Source organism: Reyranella sp., assembly GCF_004297265.1.
Taxonomy (GTDB): domain Bacteria; phylum Pseudomonadota; class Alphaproteobacteria; order Reyranellales; family Reyranellaceae; genus Reyranella.
Window position 1 is genome coordinate 303,216 of record NZ_SCUT01000024.1, and the last position, 15,170, is coordinate 318,385.

At 65.3% G+C, this 15,170-nt stretch carries 16 protein-coding genes; 13 read left to right on the forward strand and 3 right to left on the reverse strand.

The window, feature by feature from the left end:
* The first annotated feature begins 17 nt into the window (after positions 1-17).
* From EPO41_RS10275 to EPO41_RS10335, 13 genes are all read left to right on the forward strand, one after another.
* Entirely contained in the window at positions 18-2,000 is a 1,983-nt protein-coding gene (locus tag EPO41_RS10275) for a conjugal transfer protein TraG (RefSeq protein WP_296324211.1), read from the forward strand.
* A gap of 8 nt (positions 2,001-2,008) precedes the next feature.
* Positions 2,009-2,443 carry a ribbon-helix-helix protein, CopG family gene (locus EPO41_RS10280; protein ID WP_296324430.1) on the forward strand — a complete coding sequence of 145 codons (435 nt, stop codon included), beginning with the start codon at positions 2,009-2,011 and terminating at the stop codon, positions 2,441-2,443.
* 169 nt (positions 2,444-2,612) lie between these two features.
* Complete coding sequence (gene trbB / locus EPO41_RS10285; protein WP_296324214.1) at positions 2,613-3,596, forward strand: P-type conjugative transfer ATPase TrbB; 984 nt, start codon at positions 2,613-2,615, stop codon at positions 3,594-3,596.
* Positions 3,593-3,925, forward strand: coding sequence for a TrbC/VirB2 family protein (locus EPO41_RS10290; RefSeq protein ID WP_296324217.1), 333 nt, complete (start codon positions 3,593-3,595; stop codon positions 3,923-3,925). Before trbB ends, EPO41_RS10290 begins: the two co-directional genes overlap by 4 nt.
* Entirely contained in the window at positions 3,925-4,206 is a 282-nt protein-coding gene (locus EPO41_RS10295; protein WP_150978936.1) for a VirB3 family type IV secretion system protein, read from the forward strand. Before EPO41_RS10290 ends, EPO41_RS10295 begins: the two co-directional genes overlap by 1 nt.
* An 8-nt stretch (positions 4,207-4,214) precedes the next feature.
* Positions 4,215-6,653 (forward strand): conjugal transfer protein TrbE, encoded by a 2,439-nt coding sequence (gene trbE, locus EPO41_RS10300; protein WP_296324224.1) that lies wholly within the window; start codon positions 4,215-4,217, stop codon positions 6,651-6,653.
* Positions 6,650-7,411 (forward strand): P-type conjugative transfer protein TrbJ, encoded by a 762-nt coding sequence (gene trbJ / locus EPO41_RS10305; RefSeq protein ID WP_296324227.1) that lies wholly within the window; start codon positions 6,650-6,652, stop codon positions 7,409-7,411. Before trbE ends, trbJ begins: the two co-directional genes overlap by 4 nt.
* A 22-nt stretch (positions 7,412-7,433) precedes the next feature.
* Entirely contained in the window at positions 7,434-7,724 is a 291-nt protein-coding gene (trbK-alt, locus tag EPO41_RS10310; RefSeq protein ID WP_296324231.1) for a putative entry exclusion protein TrbK-alt, read from the forward strand.
* Between the two features lie 3 nt (positions 7,725-7,727).
* The gene (trbL, locus tag EPO41_RS10315; protein ID WP_296324233.1) at positions 7,728-9,080 is read left to right on the forward strand and encodes a P-type conjugative transfer protein TrbL; all 1,353 of its coding nucleotides are present in this window, start codon (positions 7,728-7,730) and stop codon (positions 9,078-9,080) included.
* Complete coding sequence (gene trbF, locus EPO41_RS10320; protein ID WP_296324236.1) at positions 9,080-9,763, forward strand: conjugal transfer protein TrbF; 684 nt, start codon at positions 9,080-9,082, stop codon at positions 9,761-9,763. Before trbL ends, trbF begins: the two co-directional genes overlap by 1 nt.
* Positions 9,760-10,785: a P-type conjugative transfer protein TrbG gene (gene trbG, locus EPO41_RS10325; RefSeq protein ID WP_296324240.1), complete on the forward strand. Its 1,026-nt coding sequence runs from the start codon at positions 9,760-9,762 to the stop codon at positions 10,783-10,785. Before trbF ends, trbG begins: the two co-directional genes overlap by 4 nt.
* Complete coding sequence (locus tag EPO41_RS10330) at positions 10,782-11,987, forward strand: TrbI/VirB10 family protein (protein WP_296324244.1); 1,206 nt, start codon at positions 10,782-10,784, stop codon at positions 11,985-11,987. Before trbG ends, EPO41_RS10330 begins: the two co-directional genes overlap by 4 nt.
* Before the next feature lie 3 nt (positions 11,988-11,990).
* Positions 11,991-12,251 (forward strand): DUF2274 domain-containing protein, encoded by a 261-nt coding sequence (locus EPO41_RS10335; protein ID WP_296324247.1) that lies wholly within the window; start codon positions 11,991-11,993, stop codon positions 12,249-12,251.
* Here the strand turns inward: EPO41_RS10335 and EPO41_RS10340 are convergent.
* From EPO41_RS10340 to uppP, 3 genes are all read right to left on the reverse strand, one after another.
* Positions 12,160-13,113 (reverse strand): LysR family transcriptional regulator, encoded by a 954-nt coding sequence (locus tag EPO41_RS10340; RefSeq protein WP_296324433.1) that lies wholly within the window; start codon positions 13,111-13,113, stop codon positions 12,160-12,162. The two genes, EPO41_RS10335 and EPO41_RS10340, sit on opposite strands and share 92 nt — an antisense overlap.
* A gap of 427 nt (positions 13,114-13,540) precedes the next feature.
* Complete coding sequence (locus tag EPO41_RS10345; RefSeq protein ID WP_296324251.1) at positions 13,541-14,179, reverse strand: cation transporter; 639 nt, start codon at positions 14,177-14,179, stop codon at positions 13,541-13,543.
* 30 nt (positions 14,180-14,209) lie between these two features.
* Entirely contained in the window at positions 14,210-15,082 is an 873-nt protein-coding gene (gene uppP / locus EPO41_RS10350) for an undecaprenyl-diphosphatase UppP (RefSeq protein ID WP_296324253.1), read from the reverse strand.
* Positions 15,083-15,170 lie beyond the last annotated feature (88 nt).

Here is a 15,170-nt window from a genome sequence, read left to right on the forward strand (position 1 = left end):
CAAGAAAGGACTCCAACATGTCGGCCACCAAGATTCTCTGGGGGCAGATCCTCGTCGTCTTCGTGATCGTGCTGACCACGACCTGGACCGCGACCCAATGGACGGCATGGCAGCTAGGCTTCCAGCCGCAACTCGGCCGGCCATGGTTCGAGGCATTTGGCTGGCCAGTCTACCATCCGCCGGCCTTCTTCTGGTGGTGGTACTTCTACGACGCCTATGCGCCTTCGGTCTTCGTCGAGGGCGCCTACATCGCCGCATCCGGCGGCTTCATTGCCATCGCGGTCGCCATCGGCATGTCGGTGTGGCGAACCCGCGAGGCCAAAAATGTCGAGACCTATGGTTCGGCGCGCTGGGCGCGAGCCGACGAGGTGCGCGCCGCCGGCCTGCTTGGGCCCGATGGCGTGGTGCTCGGCAGGTTCGATCGCGCCTATCTTCGCCATGACGGGCCAGAGCATGTGCTGTGCTTCGCGCCGACCCGCTCCGGCAAGGGCGTCGGCCTGGTCGTGCCCTCGCTGCTGACCTGGCCGGGCTCCGCCATCGTTCACGACATCAAGGGCGAGAACTGGCAGCTCACTTCCGGCTTCCGCGCCCACCATGGCCGCGTGCTGCTGTTCGATCCCACCAATGCGAAGTCGTCCGCTTACAACCCGCTGCTCGAAGTCCGCCGCGGCGAATGGGAGGTCCGCGACGTCCAGAACATCGCCGACATCCTGGTCGATCCCGAAGGGAGTTTGGAACGCCGCAATCATTGGGAGAAGACGTCCCACGCACTCCTCGTCGGCGCCATCCTGCACGTTCTCTACGCCGAGACCGACAAGACACTCGCCGGCGTCGCCGCCTTCCTTTCCGATCCCAAGCGGCCGATCGAGTCGACGCTCGCCGCCATGATGAAGACCGCGCATCTCGGCGAAGCGGGACCGCACCCCGTCATCGCGTCGGCCGCGCGCGAGTTGCTGAATAAGTCCGACAATGAGCGGTCGGGTGTCTTGTCGACCGCGATGTCGTTTCTCGGACTCTATCGCGATCCCGTGGTGGCGGATGTTACGCGCCGTTGCGACTGGCGCATCACAGACATTGTTGGCGGAGCGCGACCGTCGACGCTCTACCTGGTCGTGCCGCCCTCAGACATCGCGCGGACCAAGCCGCTGATCCGGCTTATCCTCAACCAGATCGGACGCCGATTGACGGAGGATCTCAACGCCAAAGGCAGGCGGCATCGGCTGCTGCTCATGCTCGACGAGTTTCTCGCGCTCGGGCGCCTCGACTTCTTCGAGAGCGCCTTGGCGTTCATGGCGGGCTATGGACTGAAGAGCTTCCTGATCGCGCAGTCGCTCAATCAGATCGAGAAAGCGTATGGGCCGAACAACTCGATCCTCGACAACTGCCATGTCCGCGTCAGTTTCGCCACCAATGATGAGCGGACGGCCAAGCGCGTGTCGGATGCTTTAGGGACGGCGACCGAGATGCGCGCGATGCGCAACTATGCCGGACACCGGCTCAGCCCGTGGCTCGGCCATCTGATGGTGTCGCGATCGGAGACCGCGCGCCCGCTGCTGACGCCGGGCGAGGTGATGCAGCTCCCGGCCGCCGACGAGATCGTCATGGTCGCCGGCACGCCGCCGATCCGCGCGAAGAAGGCGCGCTACTTCGAGGATCGCCGCTTCCAGGAGCGCGTGCTGCCGCCGGCGCTCGTGAAGCCAGCCGCGGGAAAGCCGGACGACTGGAGCGCTCTGCCTCTGCCATCGCGGCCGCAACCCGATGCAGCCGCGCGGCAGGACGGTACAGGCGACGACGACTCGACCGGCTCGGAGCGGCGTCAGCAACCGGAGCTGACCGCGGTGAAGCCTGTCGAGAGGAAGGCGCCGATCGACAACGAGTTCGACCTCGATGGCCCCGATGACGCCGATGACGATGCCGCGCGCGCGGGCCGGCTGAACCAGGTGATGCAAGGCGTCGCGCGGCAGGTCTCGCTCGATCCCAATGACGGGATGGACCTCTGAGCGTGGCGATCATGAAGATTCCGAAGAAGCAGCGCCTCTCGGTCTATCTCGATCCCGACATCATGAAGGCGCTCGCCGTTTATGCCGCGCGCCGCGATCAATCGCGATCGCTGGTCGCGGAAGCGGCGATCGCATCCTTCCTGTCGCCGGACGCGGCCGAGCGCCAGGAAGCCGCGACCACCAAGCGATTGGACCAGCTCGACCGGCGCATGACGCGTATGGAACGCGACCTCGGCATTTCCGTGGAAATGCTGGCCGTTTTCGTCCGCCACTGGCTCACCACGAATCCGCCACTGCCGGAGTCAGCGCAGGCGGCCGCACGCGCAAAGGCAGGCGAACGGTACGACGCCTTCGTCGCCGCACTCGGGCGGCGACTCGCGAAGGGACCGAAAGTGCGTGAGGAGATTTCCGAAGACGTCGCAGGTGTCCCAGGCGCGGAATAATCATCGCTCGGGGCATCGCAAGAGTTTGGCAGTTCCGCCGTCGCCCTGTCTTTGTACGCCAGAGCACTACGACCCCATCCTGCTTGTTGTCATGACCTGATTTCTGCCTCTTCTACTCATCCCCGATCCAGGGCCGCTTGTTTGCGGTCCCGCGCAGAACGGGGACGATATGGCGGTTTCTCACCAGCAATCAGAGGCGACCCTTCGAGGCGCGCGCATGTTGCGCACTGCCCTCGGCCCCGCCATCGCCGGATTCCTGGAAGACCCGTCCGTCGTCGAGGTGATGCTCAATCCCGATGGGCGGCTCTGGATCGACCGGCTGTCCGAGGGACTCTCCGATACCGGAGCGCGCCTCTCGCCCGCGGATGGCGAGCGCATCGTCCGCCTGGTCGCGCACCATGTCGGCGCCGAGGTTCATTCCGGTTCACCGCGGGTTTCGGCCGAGCTTCCCGAGACGGGAGGGCGGTTCGAAGGCCTTCTGCCTCCCGTCGTCGCCGCGCCGGCGTTCGCGATCCGCAAGCCTGCCGTCGCCGTCTTCACGCTGGCTGACTACGTCGCCGCCGAGATCATGTCGGCTGAACAGGCTGAGATCCTCCGCCGCGCCGTCGCGGACCGCCGCAACATTCTCGTCGCCGGCGGCACATCGACCGGCAAGACCACGCTCACCAACGCGCTGCTCGCCGAGGTCTCCAAGTCCTCCGATCGCGTTGTCCTGATCGAGGATACGCGCGAGCTGCAATGCGCCGCGCCCAACCTCGTAGCCATGCGCACCAAGGACGGCGTCGCGTCGCTGTCCGAACTCGTCCGTTCCTCGCTTCGCCTGCGCCCCGATCGCATTCCGATCGGCGAAGTCCGCGGCGCCGAGGCGCTGGATTTGCTCAAGGCGTGGGGGACGGGCCACCCCGGCGGCATCGGCACCATCCATGCCGGCACCGCGCTCGGCGCGCTGCGCCGCCTCGAACAGCTCATCCAGGAAGCCGTCATCACGGTCCCGCGCGCGCTGATCGCCGAGACCATCGATCTCGTCGCGGTGCTGAGCGGTCGCGGCGCAAGCCGCCGCCTCGCCGAGCTCGCCCGTGTCGAGGGCCTTCAGCCAGACGGCGACTACCGCGTCATCCCCGCAACCCAGCCCGCCTCAGGAGATTCCGCATGATCCGCCATGCCTTGCGTGTTCGCCGTTATATCGCGACGGCCGTGTCCGTCACCGTCGTCAGCATGATGCTGGCCCCGGCCGCCTATGCTTCCGGCTCCTCGATGCCGTGGGAAGCGCCGCTACAATCGATACTCGAATCCATCGAGGGGCCGGTCGCCAAGATCGTCGCGGTGATCATCATCATCATCACCGGCCTGACCCTCGCCTTCGGCGACACCAGCGGCGGCTTCCGGCGCCTGATCCAGATCGTCTTCGGGCTGAGCATCGCCTTCGCCGCGTCGAGCTTCTTCCTCTCGTTCTTCTCTTTTGGCGGCGGAGCGCTCGTCTGATGGCGAGCCTGATCGACAGCGCCAGCGAAGTGCCAGGCTACGCCGTCCCAGTCCATCGGGCGCTCACTGAGCACATCCTGCTCGGCGGCGCGCCGCGCTCCATCGCGATCCTCAACGGCACGCTGGCGGCGGCGCTCGGCCTTGGGCTGCGCCTCTGGTTGGTCGGCCTCGGGCTCTGGGCGATCGGGCATTTCGCGGCCGTGTGGGCGGCCAAACGCGATCCGCAATTCGTCGACGTGGTGCGCCGTCACCTGCGCATCCCCGGCCACCTGAGCGCGTGAGGCCCCCAATGATGAACCTTACCGAATATCGCCGGACCTCAACACGCCTCGCGGATTTCCTGCCCTGGGCCGCGCTCGCGGGCGAGGGCATCGTCCTCAACAAGGACGGCAGCTTCCAGCGCACCGCCCGCTTTCGCGGTCCCGACCTGGATTCCGCGGTGCCGGCCGAACTCGTCGCCGTCGCTGGCCGCCTCAACAACGCCTTCCGCCGCCTCGGCTCGGGATGGGCGCTATTCGTCGAGGCGCAACGGCATGGCGCCGGCGCCTATCCGTCGAGCGGCTTTCCCGAGGCCGCATCGGCCCTGGTCGACGCCGAGCGCAAGGCCGATTTCGAAGAAGACGCCTCGCACTTCGAGTCCAGCTACTTCCTGACCTTCGTCTATCTGCCGCCAGCCGAAGACGCCGCCCGCGCCGAGAGCTGGCTCTATGAAGGCAAGGCCGAGAACGGCATCGACCCTCATGAGGCGTTGCGCGGCTTCGCCGATCGCACCGACCGCGTGCTCCAGCTCATCGAGAATTTCATGCCGGAATGCGCATGGCTCGATGACGGCGAGACGCTGACCTATCTCCATTCGACCGTCTCGACCAAACGCCATCGCGTGCGCGTGCCCGAGACGCCGATGTATCTCGACGCGTTGCTGGCCGATCAACCGCTCACTGGCGGACTGGAGCCGCGTCTGGGCAACACGCATCTCCGCATCCTCACCATTGTCGGTTTTCCGACCGCGACCACGCCCGGGCTCCTCGACGACCTCAATCGGCTGGCCTTTCCATATCGCTGGTCAACGCGAGCCATCCTTCTCGACAAGACCGACGCCACCAAGCTGCTCACCAAGATCCGACGGCAATGGTTCGCCAAGCGCAAGAGCATTATGGCGATCCTCAAGGAGGTGATGACCAACGAGGCATCGGTGCTCGTCGACACCGATGCGGCGAACAAGGCGGCTGATGCCGACCTCGCGCTCCAGGAACTCGGTGCGGACTATGCCGGTCAGGCCTATGTCACCGCGACGGTCGCCGTCTGGGACGCCGATCCACGCATCGCAGCCGAGAAGCTGCGCCTGGTGGAGAAGATCGTTCAGGGCCGCGACTTCACGGCGATGACGGAGACGATCAACGCCGCCGACGCCTGGCTTGGCTCGCTGCCAGGCCATGTCTACGCCAACGTCCGGCAACCGCCGATCTCGACGCTCAATCTCGCCCACATGATTCCGCTATCGGCGGTGTGGGCGGGGCCGGAACGGGACGAGCATTTCGGGCAACCCCCCTTGCTTTATGGCAGGACCGAAGGGTCGACCCCGTTCCGGTTTTCCCTTCATGTTGGCGATGTCGGCCACACGCTCGTCGTCGGACCGACCGGCGCCGGCAAGTCCGTGCTGCTGGCGCTGATGGCGCTGCAGTTCCGGCGCTATCCCAACTCACAGGTCTTCGCCTTCGACTTCGGCGGAAGCATCCGAGCCGCGGCGCTCGCGATGGGTGGTGACTGGCACGATCTCGGCGGCGGCCTGACAGAAGGCGCGGCTGACAGCGTCTCGCTGCAACCGCTCGCCGGCATCCACCATGTGCCGGAACGCGCGTGGGCGGCGGATTGGATTGTCGCGATCCTGCAGCGCGAGGGCGTGACGATCGCGCCGGAGGTGAAGGAATACATCTGGACGGCGCTGACCTCGCTGGCCAGCGCGCCTGCAGGCGAACGCACGCTCACCGGACTCGCCGTCCTCCTTCAATCGAACGACCTCAAACAGGCGCTTCGGCCCTATTGCGTCGGCGGCGCCTATGGCCGGCTGCTCGACGCCGAGAGCGAGCATCTTGGCGAAGCCTTTGTGCAGGCGTTTGAGACCGAGGGCCTTATCGGCACGGGCGCCGCGCCGGCGGTGCTCGCCTATCTCTTCCACCGCATCGAGGATCGCCTCGACGGCAGTCCCACACTGCTCATCGTCGACGAAGGCTGGCTGGCGCTCGATGACGAGGATTTCGCTGGCCAGCTCCGCGAGTGGCTGAAGACCCTTCGCAAGAAGAACGCCTCCGTCGTCTTCGCCACCCAGTCGCTGTCCGACATCGACAGCTCGGCGATCGCGCCCGCCATTGTCGAGAGCTGCCAGACCCGGCTGCTATTGCCGAACGAGCGCGCGATCGAGCCGCAGATCACCGCGATCTACCGCCGCTTCGGCCTCAATGACCGCCAGATCGAGATCCTCGCCCGCGCGATGCCGAAGCGCGACTACTACTGCCAATCCCGGCGGGGCAACCGGCTCTTCGAACTCGGTCTGTCCGACGTGGCGCTGGCACTCTGCGCCGCTTCCTCGAAGACCGATCAGGCCGCGATCGAGCGCGTCGTGGCGGAGCACGGCCGCGAGGGATTCCTGTCGGCCTGGCTGCGTCTGCGCGGCGTCGGCTGGGCCGCCGACCTCATCCCCAACCTCAATAACCTGGAGACACAGCCATGATCTTCCGTCGCTCGCGCGCGGTGCTTCTTGCCGCATCCATTCTTTCGATCCCCGTGGCGATGTCGCCCGTGATGGTCCAGCCGGCGTCCGCGCAATGGATCGTCTACGATCCGACGAACTACGTGCAGAATGTGCTCTCAGCGGCTCGCGCGCTGGAGCAGATCAATAATCAGATCACCTCGCTTCAGAACGAAGCGACGATGCTGATCAACCAGGCGCGCAACCTCGCGAGCCTCCCTTACTCCTCGCTTCAGCGCCTGCAGCAGTCCGTGCAGCGGACGCAACAGCTCCTCGGTCAGGCGCAGCGCGTCGCCTACGACGTCCAGCAAATCGACCAGGCCTTCACCTCCACCTACGGCAATGCATCGATGTCGGCGTCCGACCAGCAGCTCGTGGCGCAGGCGCGCGAGCGCTGGCAGAACACAGTCGGCGGTTTGCAGGACGCCATGCGGGTGCAGGCTGGCGTCGTCGGCAATATCGATACCAACCGCGCCGAGATGTCGGCACTCATCGGCCAAAGCCAGGGCGCGACCGGCGCGTTGCAGGCGGCGCAGGCCGGCAATCAGCTCCTCGCGCTCCAGGCCCAGCAGCTCGCCGATCTCACGGCCGTCGTCGCTGCGAACGGACGAGCTCAAGCGCTGACCGAAGCGGAGCGTGCGGCGGCTGCCGAGCAGGGCCGTGAGCAGCGCCGCCGCTTCCTGACGCCCGGCGTCGGCTATCAGCCCGGCAACGCCCGCATGTTCCCGAATGGCAACTAAGGCCCCCCAAGAGGATCGTGTCATGGACGGCAAGCTCCTGGCGCGCCTCGGCGCCGTCGTCTTCGTCGCCGTCGCCATCACCGCGACGGCGATCGAGATGACCCGGAAAGAGGAAGACCCCGCCGGCCAAGCGCTGCAGCCGGTTGAAGTCACGCCGGCTGATCCGCTGCGCGAGGCGCAACGGCGCTGCCAACTGCTCGGCGAGGCCGCCGCGCGGGATGCCGAATGTCTGCGCACCTGGGCCGAAACTCGCGACCGCTTCCTTGGCGCTACGCCCGCGCCAGCATCGCCCCAGCCGCAGGACGGACGGTGAACCATGGGCGGCACCGGCGTCATCGACCAGTTCCTCGGCGTATTCACCAGCTACATCGATAACGGCTTCGGCCTGCTCGGCGGCGAGGTGGCGTTCATCGCCACCACGCTGATCGTCATCGACGTGACATTGGCCGCGCTGTTCTGGAGCTGGGGCGCCGACGACGACATCATGGCGCGCCTGGTCAAGAAGACGCTGTTCGTCGGCGTCTTCGCCTACATCATCGGCAACTGGAACAACCTCGCGCGCATCGTGTTCGAGAGCTTCGCGGGGCTCGGCCTGAAGGCGTCGGGCACGGGATTTACCGTCGACGATCTCATGCGTCCCGGCCGTGTTGCGCAGACCGGCCTCGACGCCGGCCGGCCGCTGCTCGATTCCATCTCCAACCTGATGGGCTGGATCGCCTTCTTCGAGAACTTCATCCAGATCGCCTGTCTGTTGTTCGCCTGGGCGTTGGTGCTGCTCGCCTTCTTCATTCTCGCCGTCCAGCTCTTCGTCACGCTGATCGAGTTCAAGCTGACGACGCTCGCCGGCTTCGTGCTGATCCCGTTCGGCCTGTTCGGCAAATCCGCGTTCATGGCCGAGCGCGTCCTCGGCAACGTCATCTCGAGCGGCATCAAGGTGCTGGTCCTCGCCGTCATCATCGGCATCGGCTCGACGTTGTTCTCTCAATTCACCGCCGGGTTCGCTGGCCAGACGCCCACGATCGACCAGGCCATGGCGATCGTACTCGCCGCGCTGTCGCTGCTGGGTCTCGGCATCTTCGGTCCCGGTATCGCCAACGGCCTCGTCTCGGGTGGTCCGCAGCTCGGCGCCGGCGCCGCGGTCGGCACCGGGCTCGCGGCGGGCGGCATAGTGGCGGCGGGCGCTGCGACTGTTGGGGCCGTGGCATCTGGCGGCGGCGCCCTTGCTGGAGGAGCCGCCGCTGCCGCCCGTGGCGGTGCGGCGATGGCGGGCGGCGCTTCGACCGCTTACAGCCTTGGCGCCGCTGGCCAGTCGGGCGCCGCAGGCGTGGCGTCAGGGTTGGGCGGGGTCGCACGCGCAGCCGGCGGCGCGGCGGCTTCGCCCCTCCGCCGGGCGGCCTCGCGCGCCGCCGATAGCATGAAGTCGAGCTTCTCCGAAGGCGCCAAGTCCGCCTTCGCCGCCACCGGCGGCACGTCGACCATGGGCACGATCGGCGGAAGCGCGGCCGAGGCTGCGCCATCGCAGGCTGCTGACGGGCCGCCGGCCTGGGCCCGCCGCATGAAGCGTTCTCAAGCCCTGAGTCACGGTGTCACCGCGGCCGCCCATGCCGTGCGCAGCGGCGACAGCCATGGCGGCGGCTCTTCCATCAATCTCTCCGAAGGCGATCGCTGATGTTCAAAAGACCCTCCGTTCACTACGGCAAGACGCCCGAACCTGAGACGCCCTACCAGCGCGCCGCTCAGGTCTGGGATGAGCGCATCGGCGCCGCGCGTGTTCAGGCCAAGAACTGGCGCTTCATGGCGTTCGGCTCGCTGATCCTGTCCGCTGGTTTCGCGGCGGCGCTTGTCTGGCAATCGGCGCGCGGAACGATCGTCCCTTGGGTCGTTCAGGTCGACAGGCTCGGCCAGGCGCAGGCAGTCGCGCCCGCCGTCGCCGACTATCGTCCGACTGACCCGCAGATCGCCTTCCATCTCGCGCGCTTCATCGAGCAGGTTCGATCGATTCCGTCCGACGCTATCATCGTCCGGCAGAATTGGCTGCGCGCCTACGATTTCACGACCGACCGCGGTGCGATGGCGCTGAACGACTACGCGCGCTCGAACGACCCCTTCACCAAGGTCGGCCGGCAGCAGATCGCTGTCGATGTCTCCAGCGTCATCCGGGCGTCGCCCGACAGCTTCCGCGTCGCCTGGATCGAGCGCCGCTACGAGAACGGCCAGCTCGCCGAGACGACCCGCTGGACCGCCATCCTCACCATCGTCGTGCAGGTGCCCCGCAATGCCGATCGGCTGCGCGCCAACCCGCTCGGCATCTACGTCAACGCCATCAACTGGTCACGGGAGCTTGGGCAATGAAGCCGTCTTTCCGTAAAGCCGGAAACCCGGCTTCTCGCACTTCCACATTTACGGTTCTTCTGCTGTGCACGTCGGCGCTCGCCGGCTGCGCCACGATGAACAAACCGCCGGAGATCTCCTATGACGACGCTGTGCCGGCGGCGCTGAGCACCGATCCTCCAGCTTCGGTGCGGGTGGTCGAGATTCCGCGCCCGTTGCCGTTGCCAGGCCAATTGCAGCGCGTCGAGCCGTCCCGCAGCACACCCGAACCCACCGATCCGACGGCGCGCGTCAACCAGGCCAATGCCGCCGCCCGTGTGCAGCCGGTCCGCGACGGCTTCATCAACGCCATGCAGGTTTATCCTTATACGGGCGGCGCGCTCTATCAGGTCTACACCGCCGTGGGTCAGATCACCGATATCGCCCTTCAGCCTGGCGAGCAGTTGGTCGGCTCCGGCCCGGTCGCCGCCGGCGATACTGTTCGCTGGATCATCGGCGACACGCTGAGCGGTTCAGGCGCGACCCAGCAAGTCCACATCCTGGTGAAGCCGACACGCGCCGACCTGATGACAAATCTCATCATCAACACGAACCTGCGCACCTACCACATGGAGCTGCGCTCGACCGAGCGCACCTACATGGCTTCGGTTTCCTGGCAGTATCCGCAGGATCAGCTCATCGCCCTGCGACGCCAGAACGCGCAGGCCGAGGCCGCCAGCCCGATCGCCACCGGCGTCGATCTCGCCAACATCAATTTCCGCTACGCCATCGAGGGGGACCGCGCGCCGTGGCGGCCACTGCGGGCCTACGATGACGGTCGCCAGGTCTTCATCGAGTTTCCCCGCGGCATCGGCCAAGGCGAAATGCCGCCGCTGTTCGTCGTCGGTCCTGAGGGCAACACTTCCGAACTCGTGAACTACCGCGTCCGCGGCAACTACATGATCGTCGACCGCCTGTTCGCGGCCGCCGAGCTGCGCTTCGGCGCCGGCGACCGCCAGAAGCGCGTCCGCATCGTCCGCACCGATGGGAGGCCCGCGTCGTGAGCGACCCTGAACCCCGGAAAGAAAATGAGGAGGCGCCGCTAACCGGGTCGACCGCCGACGCGGCCGCCCCGATGCGGCTGCGTGCGGAGACCCCGCGCGTCACGCGTCTCTCGCGCAAGGTGCTTGCCGGCATCGGCCTTGTGGCGAGCGTCGGCATCGGCGGCGCCCTGATCTACGCGCTCCAAACCCGCGATAGAGGGAGACCCACCGAAGAGCTCTACTCGACCGACAATCGGTCGACCGCCGATGGCCTGGCCGGATTGCCCCGCGATTACAGCGGCGTTCCCCAGCTTGGTCCGCCGCTCCCGGGCGACCTCGGACGGCCCATCCTGGGCGCTCAAAATCGTGGCCAGCCGTTGCCGAACCAGCCGAATCCCGGCCTAAGCGCGGAGGAGCAGCGTCGCCTGCAGGAGATCGAGACCGCCCGCGTTAGCAGGCTCTTTAGCGGCACCGAGAACCGGCCCACGGCCTCGACAGGCTCCGGCGCCGCGACGATCGCGCCGCCGCCCGCGCCGGACCTCACCGGCCTCGGCCTCGCGCCGCCACCCGCCACCCCATCGGCCCAGGACCGTCAGCTCGCCTTCCTCAACGCGGCCGCCGATCGGCGCACTGTCACGCCTGACCGCGTCGCCGCACCGGCGTCGCCCTACATCCTTCAGGCAGGCGCTGTGATCGCTGCGGCGCTCATCACCGGCATCCATTCGGATCTCCCGGGCCAAATCACCGCGCAGGTGACGGAGAACATCTACGACAGCCCGACAGGCCGCATCCTGCTCGTGCCTCAAGGCACGCGCGTCATCGGGCAGTACAACAACAGCGTCCAGTTCGGTCAAAGCCGCGTGCTCCTGGTGTGGAACCGGCTGATCTTTCCGAACGGCCGCTCAATCGTCCTCGAACGTCAGCCCGGCGCCGACGCTGAAGGCTATGCAGGCCTTCAGGATGGTGTGGACTATCATTGGTGGGAGCTCGCGAAGGCGGCGGGACTATCCACGCTGCTGAGCATTGGAGCCGAACTCGCCACCAACGACGACGACCGCCTGATCCAGGCGATCCGCAACGGCGGGCAAGACACAATTAACGATGCCGGTCAGCAGATCGTGCGCCGCCAGCTCAACGTCGCTCCAACGCTGACAATCCGGCCAGGCTTTCCGGTGCGCGTGATCGTAACGAGGGACCTGGTGCTCGAACCCTACGGAGGCTAACCGATGGGCAAGCTAAAGCTCGGGCCGCTCGAAGACGACAAGCCGGTGAAAATTTCCGTGGAGCTACCCGCTGCGCTTCACCGCGATCTCCTCGCCTATGCGGAGATTCTTGGTCGCGAAAATGGGCAAGCCGTCGAGCCAGCTAAACTAGTCGCACCGATGGTCGCACGTTTCATGGCGACGGATCGGGGGTTTGCGAAGATGCGCCGCGTAAGCCGTTCCCGTTCGCTACCGGCGGGCAGCGCTCCTCCAAAAGCCGAATGAAATTCCGCAGCGCGGGATTGTCGTTGCAGTCCTTCCAATAGGCACAATAGCCGATCCGGGTGGCGCCATTGCCGTCACGTGCTTCGCGATAGACAACCCCGGCGTAGCTGGCGCCGACGCACGCTTCGCACATCAGGCTGACGCCTTGGCCGGCGCCGACCAGGCTCTTGATGTTTTCGGGACTGACATCATGCCTGACGACATCCGGCAGGTCTCCTGGCGAGGCTAACTTCGAGACAAGAATCTCTTGGATTTCCGGACCGGGATCGCGCTCGCTCAACAGAAACCGTTCACGCTTCAGGTCGGTCCAGTAGATGATCTCATTGGCGGCCAACGGGTGATCCGCGGGCAGCGCGACGATGATCCGTTCGCTCCACAGCACCATCGATCGGCCGCAGTCTGGCACCGGCTCTCCCGTTACGATGGCGACATCGATCGTACCACTCTGAATACCGCCGCAGAGCCGCGAACGGGATCCTTCGACCGCGCTGATCTCCATCTGCGGAAACCGACGGGCATACTCGACAAGGCTGGCGCGCAGATGCCCCGCAGAGAGCGAGGTGTAGAAGCCGATTGTCAATTGCCCAGCGTCGCCTCGCCCGACGGCATTGGCGCTGTCAACGAGGGTCTGCAGTTCTTCGAGGATGCGACGAGCACCGCGAATGAAATCGCCACCGGCCGCCGTTGCACTCACACCACCATTGGTCCGCTCGAACAATCTGACGCCGAGCTGATCTTCGAGCGCTCGGACACGTCGGCTGAGATTGGACTGCTTGACGGCGAGCAAATCCGCCGCCTTGCGAAAGCTGCCACAGCGCTCCGCCGCTTCCGCGTATCGTAGATGTTTAAGATCGATCGACACCGGAGCACTCGTTTCGTCGCGTTGAAACGGCGCAAGCAACGAACGCACCGTGTTCCGCATACGTCAAAAGTGCGCGGGAGATGCCGATCACGCATTTGGTCATCTCTGCAAGTGTCCTCACGCAACTCGTTTCTCGTCCCCGAGGGGCTGGAGTGCCTATCTCGTGAACTACAGGGCCGCTCAGGGCCTCAAAGAGGCTGCAAAGACGGCATATCCCGCCTCCGGTCTTTGAGCCGAGGAGGACCGCGACAGGCTACATGCTGTAGCCGCTACAGGATCAAGCAGAATATGATCAAAATCGGAGGTTGTTCTCTTTCTATGGCGCCAAGCAAGAACTACTGCGGCAGCCTCCATCGCAGTTAGTTTCAGGCTGGTTGCCGAAGCCGCGAGTACCGGTCCAAGGCAAGAGAGGGGACCAGCTCGTTCATCATTCTTCGCGAACCGATATTCCCTCCCGTTGCGCCTCGCGCGCCTCCTTCAGAATATCCAAGCCGCCTTTGAGAACGATTCCTCCAACCACCAGCCCGATGATCAAATCGGGGAGCGGAGATCTGAAAAACATAACTGCAGCGCCGGATATAACGATGCCGGCATTGGCCAGCATGTCGTTAGCCGTAAAGATCCAGGACGCCTTCAGGTGCACGCCATTGTCCCGATGCGACCGCAGCAAGCGCAGGCAAAGCAGATTGGTCGCGGCGTTTGCGATGGCGGTAACAATCATGGCTGAACCGATCGGCTCAGCGCCCACGAAGAAACGTCGAAGGACCTCGACGAGGAGCGCCAGACCCAAAACGATCAGGATGACGCCGGACAAACGCGCGACACGCGCCTTCGCCAGAATCGTCCGCCCAACGGCATAGATGCTGACGGCATAGACAACGGCGTCCCCGAGATTGTCGAGGGCGGCACCTAGGAGACCTGTGGAGTCTGCGATAACCCCTACGAGCCCGGCGACAATCACTTGCAAGAAATTGATACCGAGCACCCACAGCAAGGTCTTGCGTTCGGCGGAGTTACTTGCGTCGAGCTGGATTTCCGATTCTTCTTTGTCGTGTTTTACACTCATACGGATTTCCAATTGCTCGCAATCTCGCAATCAGGTGAGCCAACCCAGCGCAATGGCCGAGATGAGAAAAACGCCGAGTGCGCCTCGATAGATCACGAAGGGCCAAGCCGAAAAGCGCTCAAGCACGCGCATCAGCCCCCAAATCGCGAAGAATGCAGAGATAGAGGCTACTACGAGACCCACGAGAAGAATGGACCAGCCCTCGAGGGAGAGATGGGCTTTGTGAAGCTCCCAAAGTTCCTTAAAGCCGGCCAGGGCGATTGCTGGCAGGCCAAGTAGGAACGAGAAACGCGCTGCTTCTTCGCGTTTCAGACCGAGCGAAAGCGCAGCGGTCAAGGTGGAGCCCGAGCGCGACACTCCTGGGATCAGGGCGCCGATCTGCGCTATTCCGACGATCATTGCATCGGTGAGAGTCACATTTTCAAGTGTCCGTTTGTGGCGGGCGAAAATCTCCGCGAGCGCTAGGAGGACGGCCATGACGACGCAGGCCCACCCGATGACAGTGAGCGTCCGCAATGGGGAACCGCAGGCATTCAGGGGCCCCGACAAGGACAGGCCCGCCACGCCGATCGGGATCGTCGCAAGGATAATCCAAACAGAGAAGCGGAAGTGTCGATCCCGGAAATCCCGATGCGCAACAGCGCGGAGCGAGTTCGCGGCCAACTGGCTCACGTCACTCCAGAAATAGCTGATTACCGCAGCCAATGCGGCGAGCTGCATGGCGGCGGAGAAGGCAGAGCCAGGATCTTGCCAACCGAGCAGCGCAGGCACGATCCGCATATGCGCCGTCGATGAGATCGGTAGTAGCTCAGTGATCCCTTGGACAACCCCAAGCAGGGTGACTTTGGCATAGCCCAACGCCACAAATCCGGTGTCGACGCCATTCGTACAAGCTTCCGTCATGCAGGCCCCTCTATCGCGGCGCGGCGGTTCGAATGCGTGGCGAACCAGATCGCGGCCGGCGCCTTCGCGCCGGCTGATCGCAACACGA

Bases quoted from the DNA above. Each gene is read 5' to 3' on its own strand.
- EPO41_RS10275 (WP_296324211.1), top strand. From the start codon at position 18: ATGTCGGCCACCAAGATTCTCTGGGGGCAGATCCTCGTCGTCTTCGTG.
- trbB (WP_296324214.1), top strand. From the start codon at position 2,613: ATGGCGGTTTCTCACCAGCAATCAGAGGCGACCCTTCGAGGCGCGCGC.
- EPO41_RS10290 (WP_296324217.1), top strand. From the start codon at position 3,593: ATGATCCGCCATGCCTTGCGTGTTCGCCGTTATATCGCGACGGCCGTG.
- EPO41_RS10295 (WP_150978936.1), top strand. From the start codon at position 3,925: ATGGCGAGCCTGATCGACAGCGCCAGCGAAGTGCCAGGCTACGCCGTC.
- trbE (WP_296324224.1), top strand. From the start codon at position 4,215: ATGATGAACCTTACCGAATATCGCCGGACCTCAACACGCCTCGCGGAT.
- trbJ (WP_296324227.1), top strand. From the start codon at position 6,650: ATGATCTTCCGTCGCTCGCGCGCGGTGCTTCTTGCCGCATCCATTCTT.
- trbK-alt (WP_296324231.1), top strand. From the start codon at position 7,434: ATGGACGGCAAGCTCCTGGCGCGCCTCGGCGCCGTCGTCTTCGTCGCC.
- trbL (WP_296324233.1), top strand. From the start codon at position 7,728: ATGGGCGGCACCGGCGTCATCGACCAGTTCCTCGGCGTATTCACCAGC.
- trbF (WP_296324236.1), top strand. From the start codon at position 9,080: ATGTTCAAAAGACCCTCCGTTCACTACGGCAAGACGCCCGAACCTGAG.
- trbG (WP_296324240.1), top strand. From the start codon at position 9,760: ATGAAGCCGTCTTTCCGTAAAGCCGGAAACCCGGCTTCTCGCACTTCC.
- EPO41_RS10335 (WP_296324247.1), top strand. From the start codon at position 11,991: ATGGGCAAGCTAAAGCTCGGGCCGCTCGAAGACGACAAGCCGGTGAAA.
- EPO41_RS10345 (WP_296324251.1), bottom strand. From the start codon at position 14,179: ATGAGTGTAAAACACGACAAAGAAGAATCGGAAATCCAGCTCGACGCA.
- uppP (WP_296324253.1), bottom strand. From the start codon at position 15,082: ATGACGGAAGCTTGTACGAATGGCGTCGACACCGGATTTGTGGCGTTG.